We start from the raw sequence: 16,751 nt of genomic DNA, 5'->3' as shown, positions 1-16,751 counted from the left end.
AATCTCTGCCGGGCGGGTATGAATGATGGCTAATTATAGTGGTGCTTAGGTTAAGCCTTACAAATCCGGATGCTCATGTTTCGCTTTGAGACGGCTCCAGCGGCGCTGTACCTCATTCTCGAAGCTACGCAGTGCAGGCTCGTTCTCCGGCTTCAGCAGATGGCGCGTTTTGCCCATAGTCTTCAGCCAGGCGGAGACTTCAATCCGTTTCTCCTTGTCTTCCGGGTTATACGTGATGTTGGTCATGCCCTGCTCTACTTCATAGAGCGGGAAGAAGCAGGACTCAACGGCCAGGGAGACGATATCTGTACCGTCTTTGTCTTCACTCATCCAGTTGAGCGGACAGGCGATCAGAATCTTGCCATAGACGAGACCTTCATTCTGAGCATACCACTGAGCCTTCGCAGCCTTCTTCAGCAGATCCTGCGGGTAAGCTTCACAGCCGGTGAAGACATAAGGGATATTGGTCGCAGCCATAATCTGTGCAGTGTCCTTATGCTGGGTCAGCTTGCCCTGCTGGGTTTTGCCGATGCTCGAAGTCGAAGTACGGTGTCCGAGCGGTGTGGAATAGGACTGCTGTGCACCTGTATTCATGTAGCCCTCGTTATCGTATTCCACGATAATCATCTTGTGGCCGCGCAGCGCAGCGCCAATCGCCGGACCCATACCAATGTCCATACCGCCGTCACCGGTTACCATAACGAAGGTGAAGTCATCCTGCAGCCCCAGGCCGTCCAGCTCGCCGCGGCGTTTGCGTTCCCAGAACATTTCGACCACACCGGACAGCGTAGCTGCACCGTTCTGGAAGAGGTTGTGGATGAACGTTGATTTATGTGACGAATAAGGATAGCCGGTAGTTGTAACCATGGCACAGCCGGTGTGATACAGCGCTACGATATCCCCTTCAATCCCTTTGAAGAACAGCTCCAGGCCGGAGAAAATACCACAGCCCGGACATGCGCCATGTCCCGGAGACAGACGTCTTGGCTTCTTCATCAGGGAGCGGATCGGCGGAATCTTCACGGCCAGCTTACCTGTTTCTTCATTCTTGTTCACCGTAATCAGTCCGGTCTTCAACAGATCAAAGTTCATCGGCTTCAGCAGACGCTTCGGCGCATTCTCCGGCGCTCCCGGATTATGTCCGTAGTAATCAAACGGCACTTCTACGCGGTCCGCTACCACGGCATCCATTGCGAGCTGGAAGAAGTGATGGCCGTCTTCAGCATAGAAGTCTTTACCGCCCAGTCCGTAGATACGGCTGATTACCTTAGTGGTAGTGTTGCCGTAGGTGAACAATGCAGCCTTAATTTCGTTAACCATATTGCCGCCGTGTCCGCCGACGGAATCCGCACGGTCACCTACAGTAATGGCTTTGACATTCTTCAGCGCTTCAGCAATCTGCTTCTGCGGGAACGGGCGGATCATATTCGGGGAGATCGCTCCCGCTTTGATTCCTTGCAGACGCAGCTGGTCAACTACATCCTTGATAATCTCCGAAGCGGAGTTCATCAGGAATACGGCCACATCGGCATCCTCCATCCGGTACTGCTCGATCATGGGATAATGGCGGCCTGTCAGCACAGCGAATTCCGCTGCGATCTCTTCAAACACGTCACCGGCATTGTACATGGCTACCGACTGCTGATAACGGTTGTTGATATAATCCGGTTCGTTCATATAAGGACCTACAGTAACTGGGTTATTGCGGTCCAGCGTATCTGTGAAGCCAACTGGCGGCTGCTCGCCTACGAACTTGTGAACATCCTCGCGGTGGGCAAAAGCCTGCACACGGCGCTTCTGGTGAGAGGTGAAATAACCGTCGGAAGCAACCATAACCGGAAGGCGGACCTTGGCATGCTCCGCAAGCTTCAATGCCATCAGATTCATATCATATACGGACTGCGGATCACGGCACATCAGGATCGGCCAGCCGGTGTTCAGGGCGAAATACAAGTCGGAATGGTCACCGTGAATATTCAGCGGACCCGAGATCGAACGGCAGATCAGGTTCATAACCATAGGCATCCGCGTACCTGCTTGTACAGGCAACTGCTCCAGCATGAACATGTACCCTTGAGCACTGGTAGCATTGAACACACGGCCGCCTGCTGTTGAAGCGCCGTAACAGATCCCGGCGGAGCTGTGCTCCCCATCGGAAGGCACCAGCATAATGTCATGCTGGCCGCTGGCTTTCATGGTATCGAGGAACTGGGCAACCTCCGTCGACGGCGAGATCGGGAAATACCCCATAACATGATAGTTAATCTGATGGGCGGCATAAGCAGCCATTTCATTGCCTGATTCATATAGGAATTTCTGCTCCACTTTTGCGGAGCCTACTTCTTTTTCATAATCAATAGCCACAATTCATTCCACCTTTCTTCCGAAATTTAGACTTGAGTAACCAGATCAAACGTATGCTTCACGGTATGGCTGTCTGCATAGCCTTCCTTCTCCCGGGTGCTGGAGAGCGCCGAGGTCGGGCAGGCGCCGATGCATTTCAGGCAGCCTTTGCAATATTGATAGTCAATGCCGAGCAGGAACATCTGTGAACGGCCCTTGCGGTCCAGCCGTTCTTCCCATACGAAGCATTGATCCGGACATACCGTGTCACACTGTGCGCAGTTGATGCAGGACTCATTCTCATAGACCGGAAGCATACCGGAACGGGAGATGCTGAGGTTCTTCAGGAAACTGCCGCCCGGGTTCGTGATGGTGCCGCCTATCGGCTGAGTCTCGTAGCCGAGAGCGGAAATATCGGAGCGGACATACACCGGCATGCTGTCGCCGGCAGCCAGCTCGAAATGCAGGAATTTCACTTCATTATAGCCACGGTCAAAGGTCGTAATGGCCGACTGGACCGCCTGCGGATATTTCTTGCCGAGCGATTTCTCAATAACGCCCTTCATAATATCGGTATCCAGGAACGGACAGAGCCGGAACAGCGCGCCAAGCATCGCCATATTCACCCGGTTCTTCTCTTTCAGCGCGATGCTGGTGGCATCGATTACTGCAATCGTACCGGCCTTCATCTTCAGCAGTTCTTTGAGTTCTTCCGGCGTCTTGGCCGAGTTCACAAGAACGGTACTGTGTTCATGAATTCCGCTGGTTACGTTAACGGTCTTGGCAAGCGCTTCGTGAAAAACACCTACAACATGCGGACGTTCTACCGGGGAGGTATCACGGATATGAGTGTCCATATCGCAGAAACGGATATGAGCTTTAACCGCCGACCCCTTCTTTTCCGAACCATACGATGAAAAACTGACGCCATTGAGTCCTGCGCCGACTACACCCGCTTCTGCGAGCATCTTACCGGCAAGGTTCGCACCCAGGCCTCCAATAGATTCGAGACGAATCTCAAAGAAACCGAGCTCATTTACTTTTGGCAATTGTACCACCGACATAACCCCTTTCTTAGTGTCAAGAAGAATAACATCCTTTTGACTTTTTCAACGATTGTAACTTGAAATTGTAAGCCGCGAAGTGACATATCTTGCATTTTCCACGCTTTGGGAATCACAATTCTTTATGGATTTCAATGGATTTCTTTATACGCGACAGCGCGGCGTTACTTCAATAGAAGGTAATCTGCCATAAAAACGACAAATTGTGAAAATTGTGTGTAATTCCGCGTTTTCCCAAGGATGAAGTGGAACCAATGTCACCCTTAATTTAGCAATAAAATTAAAAATTAAGATGTTAAATTTATCACAGATTTCATGATAAATGTCACAGGCGCCCATTATGAAAAAAGACGAAACCCGTGATCAGAGATCACCCGGATTTCGTCTTTGGATCATATCAAGAATAAAAACGCTTAGTAAGTCCACCAGTTACCGGACATTACGATCATGGAGAACAGCTTAATGCTGTCTTCATAATAATCCTCTGCCGCGCTGCCTGACGTATGGCTCCAGAGTGAATTCAGCCAGCTCTGGTTGCCTGATGAAGTCATCGCACTTACGCCGAACGGAGCATAGAACGCGCCGCTGTTGTAGCTGCCGAAAGTGGTTCCGTTCAGCTTGTAGCCGTCCTTGATGTTGCCCGGAGTATTGCTTACCTTAGTCTTGATCCAGCTGTTCAGCTGATTCAGCTGGGACAAGGCACGGTTATCGCCTGTGAGCAAATAATCGGTGGTAATCCGCCACGGGGTACGGCATGAATTGTAGTTATAATTGCCGTCGTTGGCATCCTCCAGGAAATTCGCTGCGGCCGGTTTATAGGTGTTACTGGAGTAGACTACGAAATCTGGCAGCAGACCGGTGGTAGAGCTATAACCGGTATAGAGGTTGTTAATAATCGTATAAGTCTTATCCGTTACATTCTGCCAGCGGGCATCGCCGGTAGCGGACTGGAAGGCCTTCAAATGGCTGAGCATGAAATCGGAAGGACGGGTTGCTGTATTGTATGAACCGCTGTTCGCCCAGTCCCCCAGGCGGATGGTCCACTGGGTCTGATTGATCTCATTATCCATGATTGCATTAATGATGTTAGTAGCTGCCTGCAAATAGTTGATCGTCCCGCTGCTTCCCCATTGTCTGTGAGCCAGCAGCAGCGAGTACGCAATATCCATATCACCATCCGTTGCGGAATCCTCGCCTTCGATATTCTGGAAGCTGCTGTTCTGTTTCCAGGACATCAGATAAGGATTGATGGAGCTTGGATGTGCTGTGTAATAATTGTAGAGTCCGTTATAGTAGTTCTGCGCATTGGTGTCGTAACCGGCCATCAGGACAGTGAACAGCATGCCGTAGCCATGCGCTTCAGAGACGGTCTCCCCGTCTGAATTATATTTAACATAATATTTGCCTGTCCCGGCCGGTTTGAGATATGCACCCTTCCAGGCATCCCATTTGGTCTTAACCGCATTATCCATAACCGTCTGCGTAACATTATTCGGTTTGATGGTTCCGGCCGTATAGGTCGTATGCTGCGGGAACGGTTTGTTCACTGCGGCGAAAGCGGACCCGGCAGGCAGGATAAAGAGCGCCAGACAAAGAAGCATCAGACTTTTCCAGTGCAGCTTGCGTTTCCCTTGCTTATTCATAACGCATTCACTCCTCATGATTTGGTCGATATGGCTTCGAATCCATTGCAATCACAAACGAACTGCCTTAGGAAAAGCTCACCCCCTCACATGGAGTATCCGCCCAACTGTCTGCCGAGCTAAAGTTAAAGCGCTTTAACTTTAGCTCCAAAAAAATAACCTTTTCTGTAAAAATTGTATTTAAGAACATATTTAATATATTATTCCAGAGACTTCGTGTCAATGAGCATATGGTCCTGCGTATTACGTGTCTATGAAGATATACTCAGCGGGCAGGGGGATGAGCCTGCCTGTCTTCTGCCCACACCCCGGCAAAAAAGCCCTCCCGGTCGTGGATTATCCACCGGCCGAGAGGGCTAAGTTAATTGAGTATATTTCTATATAACAATCAGGCTATTCCACATCCGTCATCATATGCTCCGCGATCAGCTGCTGCTTGCGGTTCCACAGCTGCTCGCTGAGATTCACGCGGAATACTTCAGGGTTCAGCTTACGCAGGTACTCCGGCCAGAACAGATCAAGCTGCTCCTGATGGTAGCGGCGGATCTCGTTCAGATCCGGCAGCTGATAGACCTGGAAGCCGTTCACTACAATCGGCTCCAGCATTGGCAGCGCTTCATAGTGCTCCACATGTTTTCTCATATAAGGATGCAGCGGATTGAACAGCTTGAGCCGGACACCGTTACGCGGCGCCTCTTCCCCGGAGAAGCTGATGTAATCTGCCAGGGCTTTACCGTTCTGCCCGATAATGCGGTAAACGGCCTTTTTGCCGGGAGTCGATACCTTCTCGGGATTAGAGGAAATCTTGATCGTTGGAATCATCTCTCCGCTTGGAGATTCAATCTCGACCAGCTTGTATACTCCGCCTAGAGAAGGCTGATCGGAAGCTGTAATCAGCTGGGTTCCGACCCCCCACGTATCAATAGCCGCCCCTTGCGACTTCAAGTTCATGATCGTGTTCTCATCCAGGTCATTGGAGGCAACGATCTTCACATACTGCAGGCAGGCTTCATCGAGCATTTGCCGGGCTTTGCGGGATAAATAGGCTAAGTCACCGCTGTCGAGCCGGATGCCGTTCATCCGTTTGCCCTGCGCCTCCAGCTTCTTGGCGGTGTTAATCGCATTCGGCACACCGCTGCGCAGGGTATCGAAGGTATCGACCAGCAGGGTAACGCCGTCCGGCATTACTCTCGCGTAAGCGTCGAAGGCTTCCTGTTCGCTCGGGAAGCTCTGTACCCAGGAATGGGCATGGGTGCCCTTCGTAGGAATGCCGAACATTTTGCCGGCCAGCATGTTGGAGGTCGCATGGAAGCCGCCCACATACGCTGCCCGGGCACCCCATACGGCCGCATCTGCTTCCTGCGCACGCCGCGTTCCGAACTCAAGTAGCGTATCATTCGGAGCCACTTGCTTGATCCGGGAAGCTTTGGTCGCAATCAGGGTCTGGTAGTTCATGAAGTTCAGGATGGCTGTCTCCACCAGCTGAGCCTCCATAATCGTGCCTTCCACGCGGATCAGCGGCTCATCCGGGAAGACAAGCGCGCCTTCCTTCATCGAATGTATGCTGCCCTGGAAATGGAACTGCAGCAGCTCCTCCAGAAACGCCGGTGCATAATTCTCCTCCTGCTCCGACAAGTAGCGGATATCATCCTCTGTGAACCGCAGTTCAGCAATATACTGGGCAATCCGCTCCAGGCCTGCAAATACCGCGAACCCGTTGCCGAACGGCAGCTTGCGGAAATAAGCTTCAAATACAGCCCGGCGTTTGTGCGTGCCGTTAACCCAATGGGCGTACATCATATTAATCTGATATTTGTCTGTATGTAGAGCAAGTTCTCTCCTCAAGTCCTCATCTCCTAATAGTTGCACTGCTGTAGCGGGATCTGCAGCTGCTGTTGTGTTATATAATCCAAATTTCCCCTTCGTTCCTTACAGCTTTTGATATTATCTTCGTTCAATTATATTATTTATCTATGTGATAGCGACTACCTTCGCTCCGAGACTGCCCCGGAAATGTCCCAGTGCCCAAGTATGCCCGTCCGGGTTGAAGCTGGCTACCGCATCCTCGTGTACAATAATGCTGAATCCCAGATTATACGCATCCACTGCCGTATGCAGCACACAGATATCCGTACATACTCCGATCAGGTGCAGCTCGGTAATGCCGCGTTCACGCAGCTTCAGCGCGAGATCCGTGCCGCTAAAAGCGCTGTACCGGGTTTTGTCCATCCAGTAGATGGCTTCACGGTTCGCTTCGTATACGGCCTTCAGGTTGCCGTAGAGCTCACGTCCTTGACTGCCCCGCAGATTATGCGGCGGAAATAATTTACTCTCCGGATGATATGGATCATCTGTTTCATGCAAGTCTACAGCCATCACAACATAATCCCCGCTCTGCACGAACTGTTCCGTGAGCTGGCTGACCCGTGGCGCAATCTCGATACCGGGCTGCCCTACCGGCAGACTTCCGTCAATGAAATCATTGGTGAAATCAATTACGATTAGTGCTCTCATTAGTTGATAGCCTCCTCAAAGGGTTGTGAGCATAAGCTTCCCAGCAGATTAGGTATAAATCGATAATAAAGGTTCATGGTCCGTGAACATATAGAGCTGTGCCGGACGCTGGGAGTATTGATTGGAGCTGAGCGGATTGCCCGCTTCATCACTTACTTCCTTTAATATACCCTGCCGGCTGCGTGTTGACGTAATTTTACGGATAAAATTCGGTTCCTTGAATTCAGGCACGACCGTCTGGATCACCTGATACAGCTCACTTAGCGTGAAATGGCGCGGCAGAAACTGCCGTGCAATCGTAGTCTGCAGCATTTGCTGCTGAATCCGCAGATAAGCGTCGGTAATAATATCATGGTGGTCAAAAGCCAGCTCCAGCTTCTCCAGCGCTTCCTGCAGGGTGAACAGGCCAACCTCCCCTGCATCATCAGAGGCCTGACGCTGCTCCAGCATCCACTCCTCGACCAGTGCAAAAAACGCATGGCTGATGATCCAGCCCCGCGGATCGCGCCCCGGCTTGCTGTAGACACCGAGATATTCCAAATGGCCGCCGTCTACGCCGGTCTCTTCCTTCAGCTCACGCGTAGCCGCATCATAGATCGATTCATCTTCCTGGCAAAAGCCGCCCGGCAAAGCCCACATACCTGCATAGGGCCATTTCTTGCGCCGGATCAGCATAACTTTCAACTCCCGCAGCGGGAGTGTCTTCGTGACCGTCTTCCGTTCGCGTTTGGTCAGCGTAAACATGACAATATCCGCCGGAACGCCGTCCGGAGTGCGGTATTTTTTGGAGTTATAGGTTTGTTCCACGTTCTCGCTCACTTTAGATCATCCTTTGCCGCAGCTATATTTGCTGTTCGTATCTTTTAATGTACCAAACCTGTCCTCTTAAAATCAACCGCAGTTCGCGCTATATATGAAAAAGGGACGGATTCTCATCCGCCCCGGGGGTATTCAATTAGTCACCGCAAGTGGATGGAGGCGCTTCTGTGCCTGCTTCCACATTGATTTTGTCCGAGACGGTATCCCTGATAACGGAGATAACCAGCTGCAGCAGATAGTTAATGTCGCTCTGGCTCTGCTGGAACTCGTTCACGACCGGAATACTGTCTATTTCATCCTGCAGCACTTCAATTTCCTGTTCAATCTTGGCGACCATCGCCTGATTCTTGAAGCTCTCAAAGGCCACAATCTCCTTCTGCTTCTTCTTAATGGTAGCAATCAAACCCTGTACACGATCGTGATTCAGAATTTTCTGCTCGGCCTGCTGGAAATGCCGGACCTCTTCACTGGTGGAGATGAGTGTAGCCAGCTCCTTCGCTTTGCCCATAATATCCTCTCTTACGATTAAATCACGGGTGTTGTGGGTCTGCATGCCGTATTCATTCAAACGCGCTTCTTCCTGGCTCAATCTTCTCGCCCCATTTCTCTATAATTAGAGGACTGCTGCAGCTTCCGCCAGATAGTCCCCTTTGATGTACCATGTCTTCGTACTGGTAATTCTCACCTGCACCATTGTGCCGATCAGTGACGGCGGGCCTTCGAAATGCACCAGCTTGCTGTCACGGGTACGTCCAGCGAGTACGTTGATGTTGTTCTTGCTGTCGCCTTCCACCAGTACCTCGACCAGCTTGCCGAGCATCCGTTCATTGCCCTGCCGGCTCTGTTCTTTGATCAGATCGTTCAGACGCTGCAGGCGCGCGCTTTTGACTTCCGCCGGAACGTTATCTTCCATAGCAGCAGCCGGAGTACCTTCGCGCGGAGAATAAATGAAGGTATATGCCATATCATACCCTACTTCGCGCACCAGCGACAGTGTCTCCTCGAACTGCTCTTCGGTTTCACCCGGGAAACCGACAATAATATCGGTAGTCAGCACCGCGTCTGGCACGCCTGCTTTGATCTTGCGGACCAGCTCCAAATATGCTTCACGGGTATACTTGCGGCTCATCTGCTTCAGGACGGCTGTACTTCCCGACTGGACCGGCAGATGGATATGTTCCACCAGATTTCCGCCCTTGCCAAGCACTTGAATCAATTTATCGTCAAAATCACGGGGATGCGACGTCATGAAGCGGATACGCGGAATATCGATCCCCCGCATGTCGTCCATCAGGTCCCCGAATGTATAGTCAATGTCGGTAAAATCCTTCCCGTAGGCGTTTACATTCTGCCCCAGCAGCGTAACTTCCTTGAAGCCCTGACGGGCCAGCTCCCGCACTTCGGCAATGACATCTTCAGGACGCCGGCTGCGCTCCTTACCCCGGGTGAACGGCACAATGCAGTATGTGCAGAACTTGTCACAGCCGTACATAATATTCACCCAGGCGCGCAATCCTTCTCTCTTCTTCGGCAGATTCTCAATAATGTCGCCTTCCTTGGACCAGACCTCGATCACAAGCTCCCTGCTGAACACCGCTTCCTTAATCAGCTCCGGCAGCCGGTGGATATTATGCGTACCAAAAATCATATCCACGAAGCCATAACGGTTCATGATCCGGTTAACTACGCCTTCTTCCTGGGACATGCAGCCGCAGATCCCGAGCAGCAGCCCCGGCTTCTCCAGCTTGAGCGATTTGAGATGACCCAGCTCTCCGAACACCTTATCTTCCGCATTCTCGCGGATTGCACATGTATTTAATAGAATAAGATCAGCATCTCTGCGGTCATCAGCCGGCCGGTAACCCAGTTGCTCCAGCATACCTTTCATCGTTTCGGTATCATGTTCATTCATTTGGCAGCCGTAGGTGGTGATATGATAGGTTTTGCCTTGGCCGAAATCCTCCATCTCCGGCGGAATCTCGAAATGGTAGAGCACCTCGATCTCTTCCTTGCCGCGGCGCTTGCCTTCCCTGTAGTCGGGCTGGCTGTTTATCTGAACGTTTCTTCCTTTTATGCGATAGGTGGTCTTGCCCTCTTGCTCACTTATCACTTTAGCATCGGTAAAATCAAAATACTTGGAGTAATCCTTGCCCTTGGTGGAGTTGAAGTCCGCTGAGTTCCGGTTCTCCTTCGTCATCAGATTTACACTTCCTTTATAAGTAATTCATGAATTCAGATACACCCGCAATCAATTCAAAATTATATCACAGATAAGGATAATCTAACCATCTAATCCATTGATCCGATTCAGCCTTTAGTACAACAATTCCGGATTTGGGCCGGTAGGATGAGGAAAATGTTGTATTTTGGGCAGGAATATATAAACAGTTACCGGAGCTCTGCGAAAAAATTTCCTGAATGACAAAAAAAGCCCCGACAAGGCAGAGCTTTTCGTGAATTTTACGTTTAATGATGCGGTATCAGCTCTTGGATGCTGTACTTCTCCACTCCATTTCCTGTTTGCACCAGAACCTGAATATTCGGAGCATAACGTACCAGCATCTCCCGGCAATTGCCGCATGGAGGAAGCAGAATTCCTCCTTCGCTTTGCGCTCTGGTAGCAACGATAGTCTCGAATTCCCGTTCTCCTGCTGTAATCGCCGCGCCGATAGCAATAAACTCCGCACATGAGCCATGAATCGAGTACAAATTAACTCCTGCATAAACTTTGCCATTCGCGCAGCGTACTGCTGCACCTACCGTGTGACGCTCGTTCACTTCATCGAAGTTGCGGTCTATTACCTTAATGGCTTCCTGGATCAGTTCCAGATCTCTCTGCTCAACTTGCATTGTATTAGTCTCCTTATGTATCAATTCCACTTGCTTCCTTATAATACTAAATATTCTTTATATTTCATTGAAGAATATCACTGCATCATTCCATTCTATCCACAGCAATAAACCCGGCCCAAGCTTATGGTTCGGGACTTATTCATTAAACTCTGCTTGCCATAACCGGGCTCAGCACGGTCCGACACTTAATTTTTCTTACACATACAGGGACCGTACTCCAATAAGGCTGTAGTCCAAGATAGGAACATCGAATTCCTCGGTTGTATTTCGGCCGTCTATTTTTGACTGTTACCGATTGAGTCGGGCGGGTGCCTGTGCTGTTTACCACATTGTTCTCGATAGGTCCCGTCGATAGAATCGCCATCTCTCACTCTCCTTCTTCTGAATTTACAAAGGTCCTCCTTATAGCAATATTCTAGAGAAAGGTAAGGATGCTCGGACAATGGCATTATTTCAGGAAATTGGACAGTAGTATGCTGTAATGGGGCTGATCTGCGCAAAAAACACCCGATGTGGATGGACATTAGCGGATAAACACGAGGTTTGCCGCAATTCCCAATTCACCGGGTGCTCTGGCTCAAACTATATGAATTAGTATTCTTAGTATAATGTCTTGGTTGCGTCAGAGGTGAAATGAATGATCTCACCAATTCTGCCAGCCTGCACTTTAGCAGCCCACGCCGGATCGCTGATCAGGGCTCTGCCTACCGCAACAAGATCGAACTCTGCCTTGTCCAGCCGCTCCAGCAGAAGGTCAATATTATCCTCCTGATTCTTCTCGGTTACCGGGCTGGGAAAGGCACTGTCGAGTCCCACAGAGCCTACTGTGATTGTCGGTTTGCCGGTAATCTTCTTCGTCCAGCCTGCCAGATTAAGATCTGACCCTTCGAACTCCGGCTGCCAGAAACGCCGGGTGGAGCAGTGGAAGATATCCACACCCGCATTGCTGAGTGGTGTCAGGAAGCGCGCCAGGTCTTCAGGCGTCTCCACAAGTCTGGCGTCATAATGGCCACCCTTCCACTGCGAGAAGCGGAGCACAATCGGGAAGTCCGGTCCTACCGCACGGCGGCAGGCATCGATCACTTCAACCGCGAAGGTTGTCCGTGCCTCAAGATCACCGCCATATTCATCGGTACGGTGGTTGGTCTTCTCCCAGAAGAACTGGTCGATCAGATAACCGTGGGCCCCGTGTAATTCAATGCCGTCGAAGCCAATGGCCTTGGCATCTTTGGCCGCCTTGGCAAAGGCGCTGACAATCCCCTGAATTTCATTCTTGGTCATCGGCTCGGTAACTTGCTCTCCGGCCAGATTAAGCCCTGTAGGACCGATAGGAAGCGCTGAAGCATTCGGCAATTCACCGATGCTACGGGCCATGCCGACATGCCACAGCTGCGGAATAATTTTGCCTCCGGCAGCATGCACTTCCTTGACTACCTGCGCCCATCCCTCCAGAGAGGCTTCGCCGTGGATATTCGGAATATCCGGATGGCTGACCGCCGCCGGATGATCGATAGCTGTTCCTTCAGTAATGATCAGACCGACGCCGCCTTCCGCCCGGCGGCGGTAATAAGCCGCTACCTCCGGACTAGCCACGCCTCCTGGAGACTGAACCCGTGTCATCGGTGCCATTACCACACGGTTGGTCAGGGACAGGCCCCCTCCCTCAAAGGGTTCAAACAATTTATTGGTATTCATGATCGGCCTCCATTTCATAATATAATTACTTTAAGTAAGCATATTATGACTGTTCTCAGCGGCAAATGCAAATGAGTGCCGGGATGATCCTAATTAACCTACAGGTCCAGAACGCCGGCCTTCGGAGTTACCCGGAATGCTGCGGCCAGATCGGCCAGCTGTTGATCCGTGATTTTCTGTTTGATTTCACGTCCGCCGATCAGATTGTAGACAATTGCCGCTTTTTCAATGGTTTCTACCAGACCGAAGGTAGCATCCATGGTAGCACCCGTAACAAAGATACCATGCTGTGGCCAAATCACTACACGATAGTCTTTCATTTTATCCGCTGTAGCCCGTCCAATATCACTGCTTCCCGGAACCATCCAAGGAATGACGCTGACGCCATCCGGGAAGACAACCAGACATTCTGTGCACATTTCCCACAGGGTCTTGGTGAACTTCAGTTCATCCAGATCATGGGTGAAGGTCATGGCAATCACATTCGTTGCATGGGTATGCAGCACGATGCGGTGCGAAGGATCTACCTTCAGCCGTTCAATATGGCTCATGAAGTGGGAAGCAAGCTCACTGGTCGGTACCGCTCCGTTACGCAAGCCCCAGAGCACTTCTACACTCTCACCGCTGCCGCTGACACGCAGCACGCCAAGGTTCGCTTCCGGGTCTTTGATGACGTTGCGGAAGTATTTACCGGAGCCGGTTACGATGAAGGTTTTGCCGGCCAGCTCGGTCACAGGGAAGGTAAGGGCGATTGTACGCAGCGGCTCGCGGATGTTAATATACTTGGCTACTTCTTCTTCATCCAGCAGATAGCTGACGTTGCCTCCATTCAGCTCATCCCAGCCCAGCGACCACATGTGGTGGGTGATCTCCGACATTTCCTGGATAAACGGCGCTTCAACATCGGCGATATAACCTTTAGATTCTACTACTGAAGTACTCATATGTTATCTCTCCTCTATATGCTCGTATAAGTGCGTAGATACATTCAATTACGCTATATCAAATGCCGCTGTGTCTATGATTCAACAGGACAAAATCCCATTTATCTTGCAGCCAGTACTTCCTGCTCGTAGCTCTTCACTTCAGCCAGCCATTGCTCACGGACCGGAGTGCCCTGTGATGCGCAGTAGTAATCCCAAACTGCGCCGAACGGATAGGACTTGAATTCTTCTACCAGCGCGAGGCGTGAAGTATAGTCTCCTGCCAGTTCAATGGCGCGAAGCTCCTCAACCGGCTCCAGCATAGCGCGAAGCAGCGCCTTAATGGTGTTGCGAGTTCCAATAACCCAAGCCGCGAGATGATTGATGCTGCCGTCGAAGAAATCAAGTCCGATGTTCGTGCGCGGCAGCAAATCTCCGCGAACCAGTTCACGGGCAATTTCCAGCAGCTCATCGTCCATGGTGACAACATGATCGCTGTCCCAGCGGACCGGTCTGCTGACATGCAGCAGCAGCTGTTCTGTGAACATCAGGATCGAGCTGAGTTTATTGGAGATGACTTCGGTCGGATGGAAATGTCCGGCATCGAGGCAGATCGCCTTGCCGCGGGTTAGGCCATAACCCATATAGAATTCATGTGATCCGACAACATAGCTCTCAGAACCGATACCGAACAGCTTGCTCTCAAGTGCATCAATATTGTACTGCGGATCAATTTCCTCACTGAAAATTTCATCCAGGGATTCCTTAAGACGCACACGCGGTGCCAGGCGGTCAATCGGAGTATCCTTGTAGCCGTCCGGTACCCAGAAATTCGTTACACAAGGCTGTCCCAGCTCGCGGCCGAAATGCTCGGCGATGCGGCGGGAAGCCTTGCAGTGTTTAATCCAGAAATTGCGGATTTCGTCATTGGCATGACTCAGGGTGAAGCCGTCAGCAGCCTTCGGATGCGAGAAACAGGTTGGATTGAAATCCAGTCCCAGCCCTTGCTCTTTCGCCCACTCTACCCAGCTTGCGAAGTGGCGCGGTTCCAGCTCATCCAGATCGACCTGTTCGTCAGTATCAGCATAGATTGCATGCAGATTGACTTTATGTTTACCCGGAATCAGCGACAGGGCTTTCTCCAAATCCTTGCGCAGCTCAGCCGGTGTGCCGGCACGTCCGGGATAGCTGCCAGTCACAGCAATCCCGCCGCTGAGCTCTTTGTCTTTGAACAGGAACCCTTGAACATCATCGCCTTGCCAGCAATGAACGGAAATTTTGATCTTCGCAAGCTTCTCCAGCACCTCATCTACATTAATTCCATGGGCTGCGTATAATTTCTTCGCTTCGTTATAGCCACTGGTGATGCTCTGATCCATGCTGTTGCCTCCTAATAGTTCTATATATTCTCAATCGTACTTGCCGCAGAATGGAGCTTATTCCAGCGGGCCAGTAGCTGATTCAGCCGGGGAACCGGCCGCGGCAGATACGACTTGATTGCAAAGGAAGTGCCGATGACGTCCCGGGCTTCATGGATGTCGGCCATTCGGCCCGCCTTGATCATCTGCACGGCCAGATTGCCCAGTGCCGTTGATTCCGTCGGACCTGCCAGTACCTCTCTGCCGATCATATCGGCGGTCAGCTGACACAGCAGTTCATTATTGGCGCCGCCGCCGACGATCTGCAGAACTTCAATCCCTTGGCCCGTGAGGTCTTCAAGCTCGGCCAGATAGCTCCGATAGGATAGAGCCAGACTGTCAAATATACAACGGGCTAGTTCACCCGGCGTCTCTGGAACAGGCTGGCCGCTCTCCGCGCAGGCCTGGCGAATCTCTTCTATCATATGGTCCGGATTCAGGAAACGCGGATGATTGCATGGAATCAGGCTGCGGAAGCCTTCGCTGCCTCCGGCCATTGAGGCCAGCTCGGCGAAGCTATATCTTGCCCCATCCAGTCTCCGTACTTCCTGGATCAGCCAAAGGCCCATAATGTTCTTAAGGAAACGGTAAGTGCCGTAAGCTCCCCACTCGTTCGTATAATTGGCTGCCAGAGCTTTGCTGTCATTAATCGGGTGATCCAGCTCCAACCCGAGCAGAGACCAGGTGCCGCTGCTGATGTAAGCTGAGGATCTCCCTTGCTGCGCAGGCACACCGAGCACGGCAGAAGCCGTGTCATGTGTGGCGGCACAGATTAGGCGGCACTGCGGCAGATCATGCTGGTGCATCAGCTCCGCCGTGATGAAGCCGAGATCTTCTCCCGGCTCCGTAAGCAGTGCGAACTGCTCTCTGCGGAGATGCAGTAAGGACAGCAATTCCGGATCGAAATCACGGGTAGCAAGGTTCAGCAGCTGCATCGTGGAGGCATTGGTCACCTCGTTGATCTTGCGGCCGCTGAGTCTATAGTAGAGATAATCCGGAACCATCAGAATCTGATCTGCTGCTTCCAGCTCTTCCCGGTCATGCGCATACAGCTGATACAGCGTATTGAAGCTAAGCTGCTGAATCCCTGTCTTGGCGTAAACCTTCTCAGGCGAGAGCAGCTTGCTGACTTTCTCCATAACCCCATCAGTGCGGCGGTCACGGTAAGCATAGACTTCCTGCATCCGCTTGCCTTCCGCATCCAGCAGCACATAATCTACTGCCCATGTATCAATACCCAGTGTACATTCGTTAATTCCTGCGCTTTTTGCTTGATGAAGACCGCTGATAATTTCATTAAACAAATAATCAATGTCCCAGAAGCAGGAGCCCTCCTGCTCAGTGAATCCATTGCTGAAACGGTGAAGCTCCTCCAGCTTGAGACTCCCGTCCACGAGGGTTCCGAGTACAAGCCGCCCGCTGGAGGCGCCGATATCGACGGCGATATGATTGTTCATAGGGAATCTCCTTATCTATAGA

At 51.4% G+C, this 16,751-nt stretch carries 13 protein-coding genes; all 13 read right to left on the bottom strand.

From position 1 onward, the window contains the following. Window positions 1-57: 57 nt before the first annotated feature. Window positions 58-2,364 carry a thiamine pyrophosphate-dependent enzyme gene (locus MKZ24_RS19240; RefSeq protein ID WP_042236996.1) on the bottom strand — a complete coding sequence of 769 codons (2,307 nt, stop codon included), beginning with the start codon at window positions 2,362-2,364 and terminating at the stop codon, window positions 58-60. Between the two features lie 26 nt (window positions 2,365-2,390). After that, entirely contained in the window at window positions 2,391-3,401 is a 1,011-nt protein-coding gene (locus tag MKZ24_RS19235; protein WP_042236998.1) for a 2-oxoacid:acceptor oxidoreductase family protein, read from the bottom strand. A gap of 419 nt (window positions 3,402-3,820) precedes the next feature. Next, window positions 3,821-5,050: a glycosyl hydrolase family 8 gene (locus tag MKZ24_RS19230; protein WP_042236999.1), complete on the bottom strand. Its 1,230-nt coding sequence runs from the start codon at window positions 5,048-5,050 to the stop codon at window positions 3,821-3,823. Between the two features lie 393 nt (window positions 5,051-5,443). Next, window positions 5,444-6,895 (bottom strand): nicotinate phosphoribosyltransferase, encoded by a 1,452-nt coding sequence (locus MKZ24_RS19225; protein ID WP_340785564.1) that lies wholly within the window; start codon window positions 6,893-6,895, stop codon window positions 5,444-5,446. 126 nt (window positions 6,896-7,021) lie between these two features. Next, window positions 7,022-7,564: a cysteine hydrolase family protein gene (locus MKZ24_RS19220; protein WP_340785563.1), complete on the bottom strand. Its 543-nt coding sequence runs from the start codon at window positions 7,562-7,564 to the stop codon at window positions 7,022-7,024. Window positions 7,565-7,612: 48 nt separating this feature from the next. Beyond that, window positions 7,613-8,383, bottom strand: coding sequence for an NUDIX domain-containing protein (locus MKZ24_RS19215; RefSeq protein ID WP_042237003.1), 771 nt, complete (start codon window positions 8,381-8,383; stop codon window positions 7,613-7,615). 136 nt (window positions 8,384-8,519) lie between these two features. Continuing rightward, complete coding sequence (locus MKZ24_RS19210) at window positions 8,520-8,936, bottom strand: RicAFT regulatory complex protein RicA family protein (RefSeq protein ID WP_442950525.1); 417 nt, start codon at window positions 8,934-8,936, stop codon at window positions 8,520-8,522. Between the two features lie 60 nt (window positions 8,937-8,996). Then, complete coding sequence (gene miaB / locus MKZ24_RS19205) at window positions 8,997-10,580, bottom strand: tRNA (N6-isopentenyl adenosine(37)-C2)-methylthiotransferase MiaB (RefSeq protein WP_042237005.1); 1,584 nt, start codon at window positions 10,578-10,580, stop codon at window positions 8,997-8,999. 269 nt (window positions 10,581-10,849) lie between these two features. Beyond that, window positions 10,850-11,233 (bottom strand): hypothetical protein, encoded by a 384-nt coding sequence (locus MKZ24_RS19200; RefSeq protein ID WP_340785560.1) that lies wholly within the window; start codon window positions 11,231-11,233, stop codon window positions 10,850-10,852. A gap of 603 nt (window positions 11,234-11,836) precedes the next feature. Then, a complete protein-coding gene (locus MKZ24_RS19195) occupies window positions 11,837-12,931 on the bottom strand; it encodes an NADH:flavin oxidoreductase (protein WP_340785557.1) in 1,095 nt (364 codons plus the stop codon). A 98-nt stretch (window positions 12,932-13,029) separates the two neighbouring features. Beyond that, on the bottom strand, window positions 13,030-13,875 hold the full coding sequence (gene rhaD / locus MKZ24_RS19190) for a rhamnulose-1-phosphate aldolase (protein WP_042237007.1): 846 nt from the start codon (window positions 13,873-13,875) through the stop codon (window positions 13,030-13,032). Between the two features lie 101 nt (window positions 13,876-13,976). Further along, on the bottom strand, window positions 13,977-15,233 hold the full coding sequence (gene rhaA / locus MKZ24_RS19185) for an L-rhamnose isomerase (RefSeq protein ID WP_340785554.1): 1,257 nt from the start codon (window positions 15,231-15,233) through the stop codon (window positions 13,977-13,979). Window positions 15,234-15,253: 20 nt separating this feature from the next. Next, window positions 15,254-16,729, bottom strand: a complete 1,476-nt coding sequence (gene rhaB, locus MKZ24_RS19180) for a rhamnulokinase (protein ID WP_042237011.1) — start codon at window positions 16,727-16,729, stop codon at window positions 15,254-15,256. Between the last annotated feature and the right edge of the window lie 22 nt (window positions 16,730-16,751).

Source organism: Paenibacillus sp. FSL R7-0297 (genome assembly GCF_038009025.1).
GTDB lineage: Bacteria > Bacillota > Bacilli > Paenibacillales > Paenibacillaceae > Paenibacillus_AQ.
The sequence above is the reverse complement of the archived record's forward strand: the minus strand, read 5'-3'. Positions and strand labels throughout refer to the sequence as shown.

Bases quoted from the DNA above. Each gene is read 5' to 3' on its own strand.
- MKZ24_RS19230 (WP_042236999.1), bottom strand. From the start codon at position 5,050: ATGAATAAGCAAGGGAAACGCAAGCTGCACTGGAAAAGTCTGATGCTT.
- MKZ24_RS19195 (WP_340785557.1), bottom strand. From the start codon at position 12,931: ATGAATACCAATAAATTGTTTGAACCCTTTGAGGGAGGGGGCCTGTCC.
- MKZ24_RS19210 (WP_442950525.1), bottom strand. From the start codon at position 8,936: ATGCAGACCCACAACACCCGTGATTTAATCGTAAGAGAGGATATTATG.
- miaB (WP_042237005.1), bottom strand. From the start codon at position 10,580: ATGACGAAGGAGAACCGGAACTCAGCGGACTTCAACTCCACCAAGGGC.
- MKZ24_RS19220 (WP_340785563.1), bottom strand. From the start codon at position 7,564: ATGAGAGCACTAATCGTAATTGATTTCACCAATGATTTCATTGACGGA.
- MKZ24_RS19200 (WP_340785560.1), bottom strand. From the start codon at position 11,233: ATGCAAGTTGAGCAGAGAGATCTGGAACTGATCCAGGAAGCCATTAAG.
- rhaD (WP_042237007.1), bottom strand. From the start codon at position 13,875: ATGAGTACTTCAGTAGTAGAATCTAAAGGTTATATCGCCGATGTTGAA.
- rhaB (WP_042237011.1), bottom strand. From the start codon at position 16,729: ATGAACAATCATATCGCCGTCGATATCGGCGCCTCCAGCGGGCGGCTT.
- rhaA (WP_340785554.1), bottom strand. From the start codon at position 15,233: ATGGATCAGAGCATCACCAGTGGCTATAACGAAGCGAAGAAATTATAC.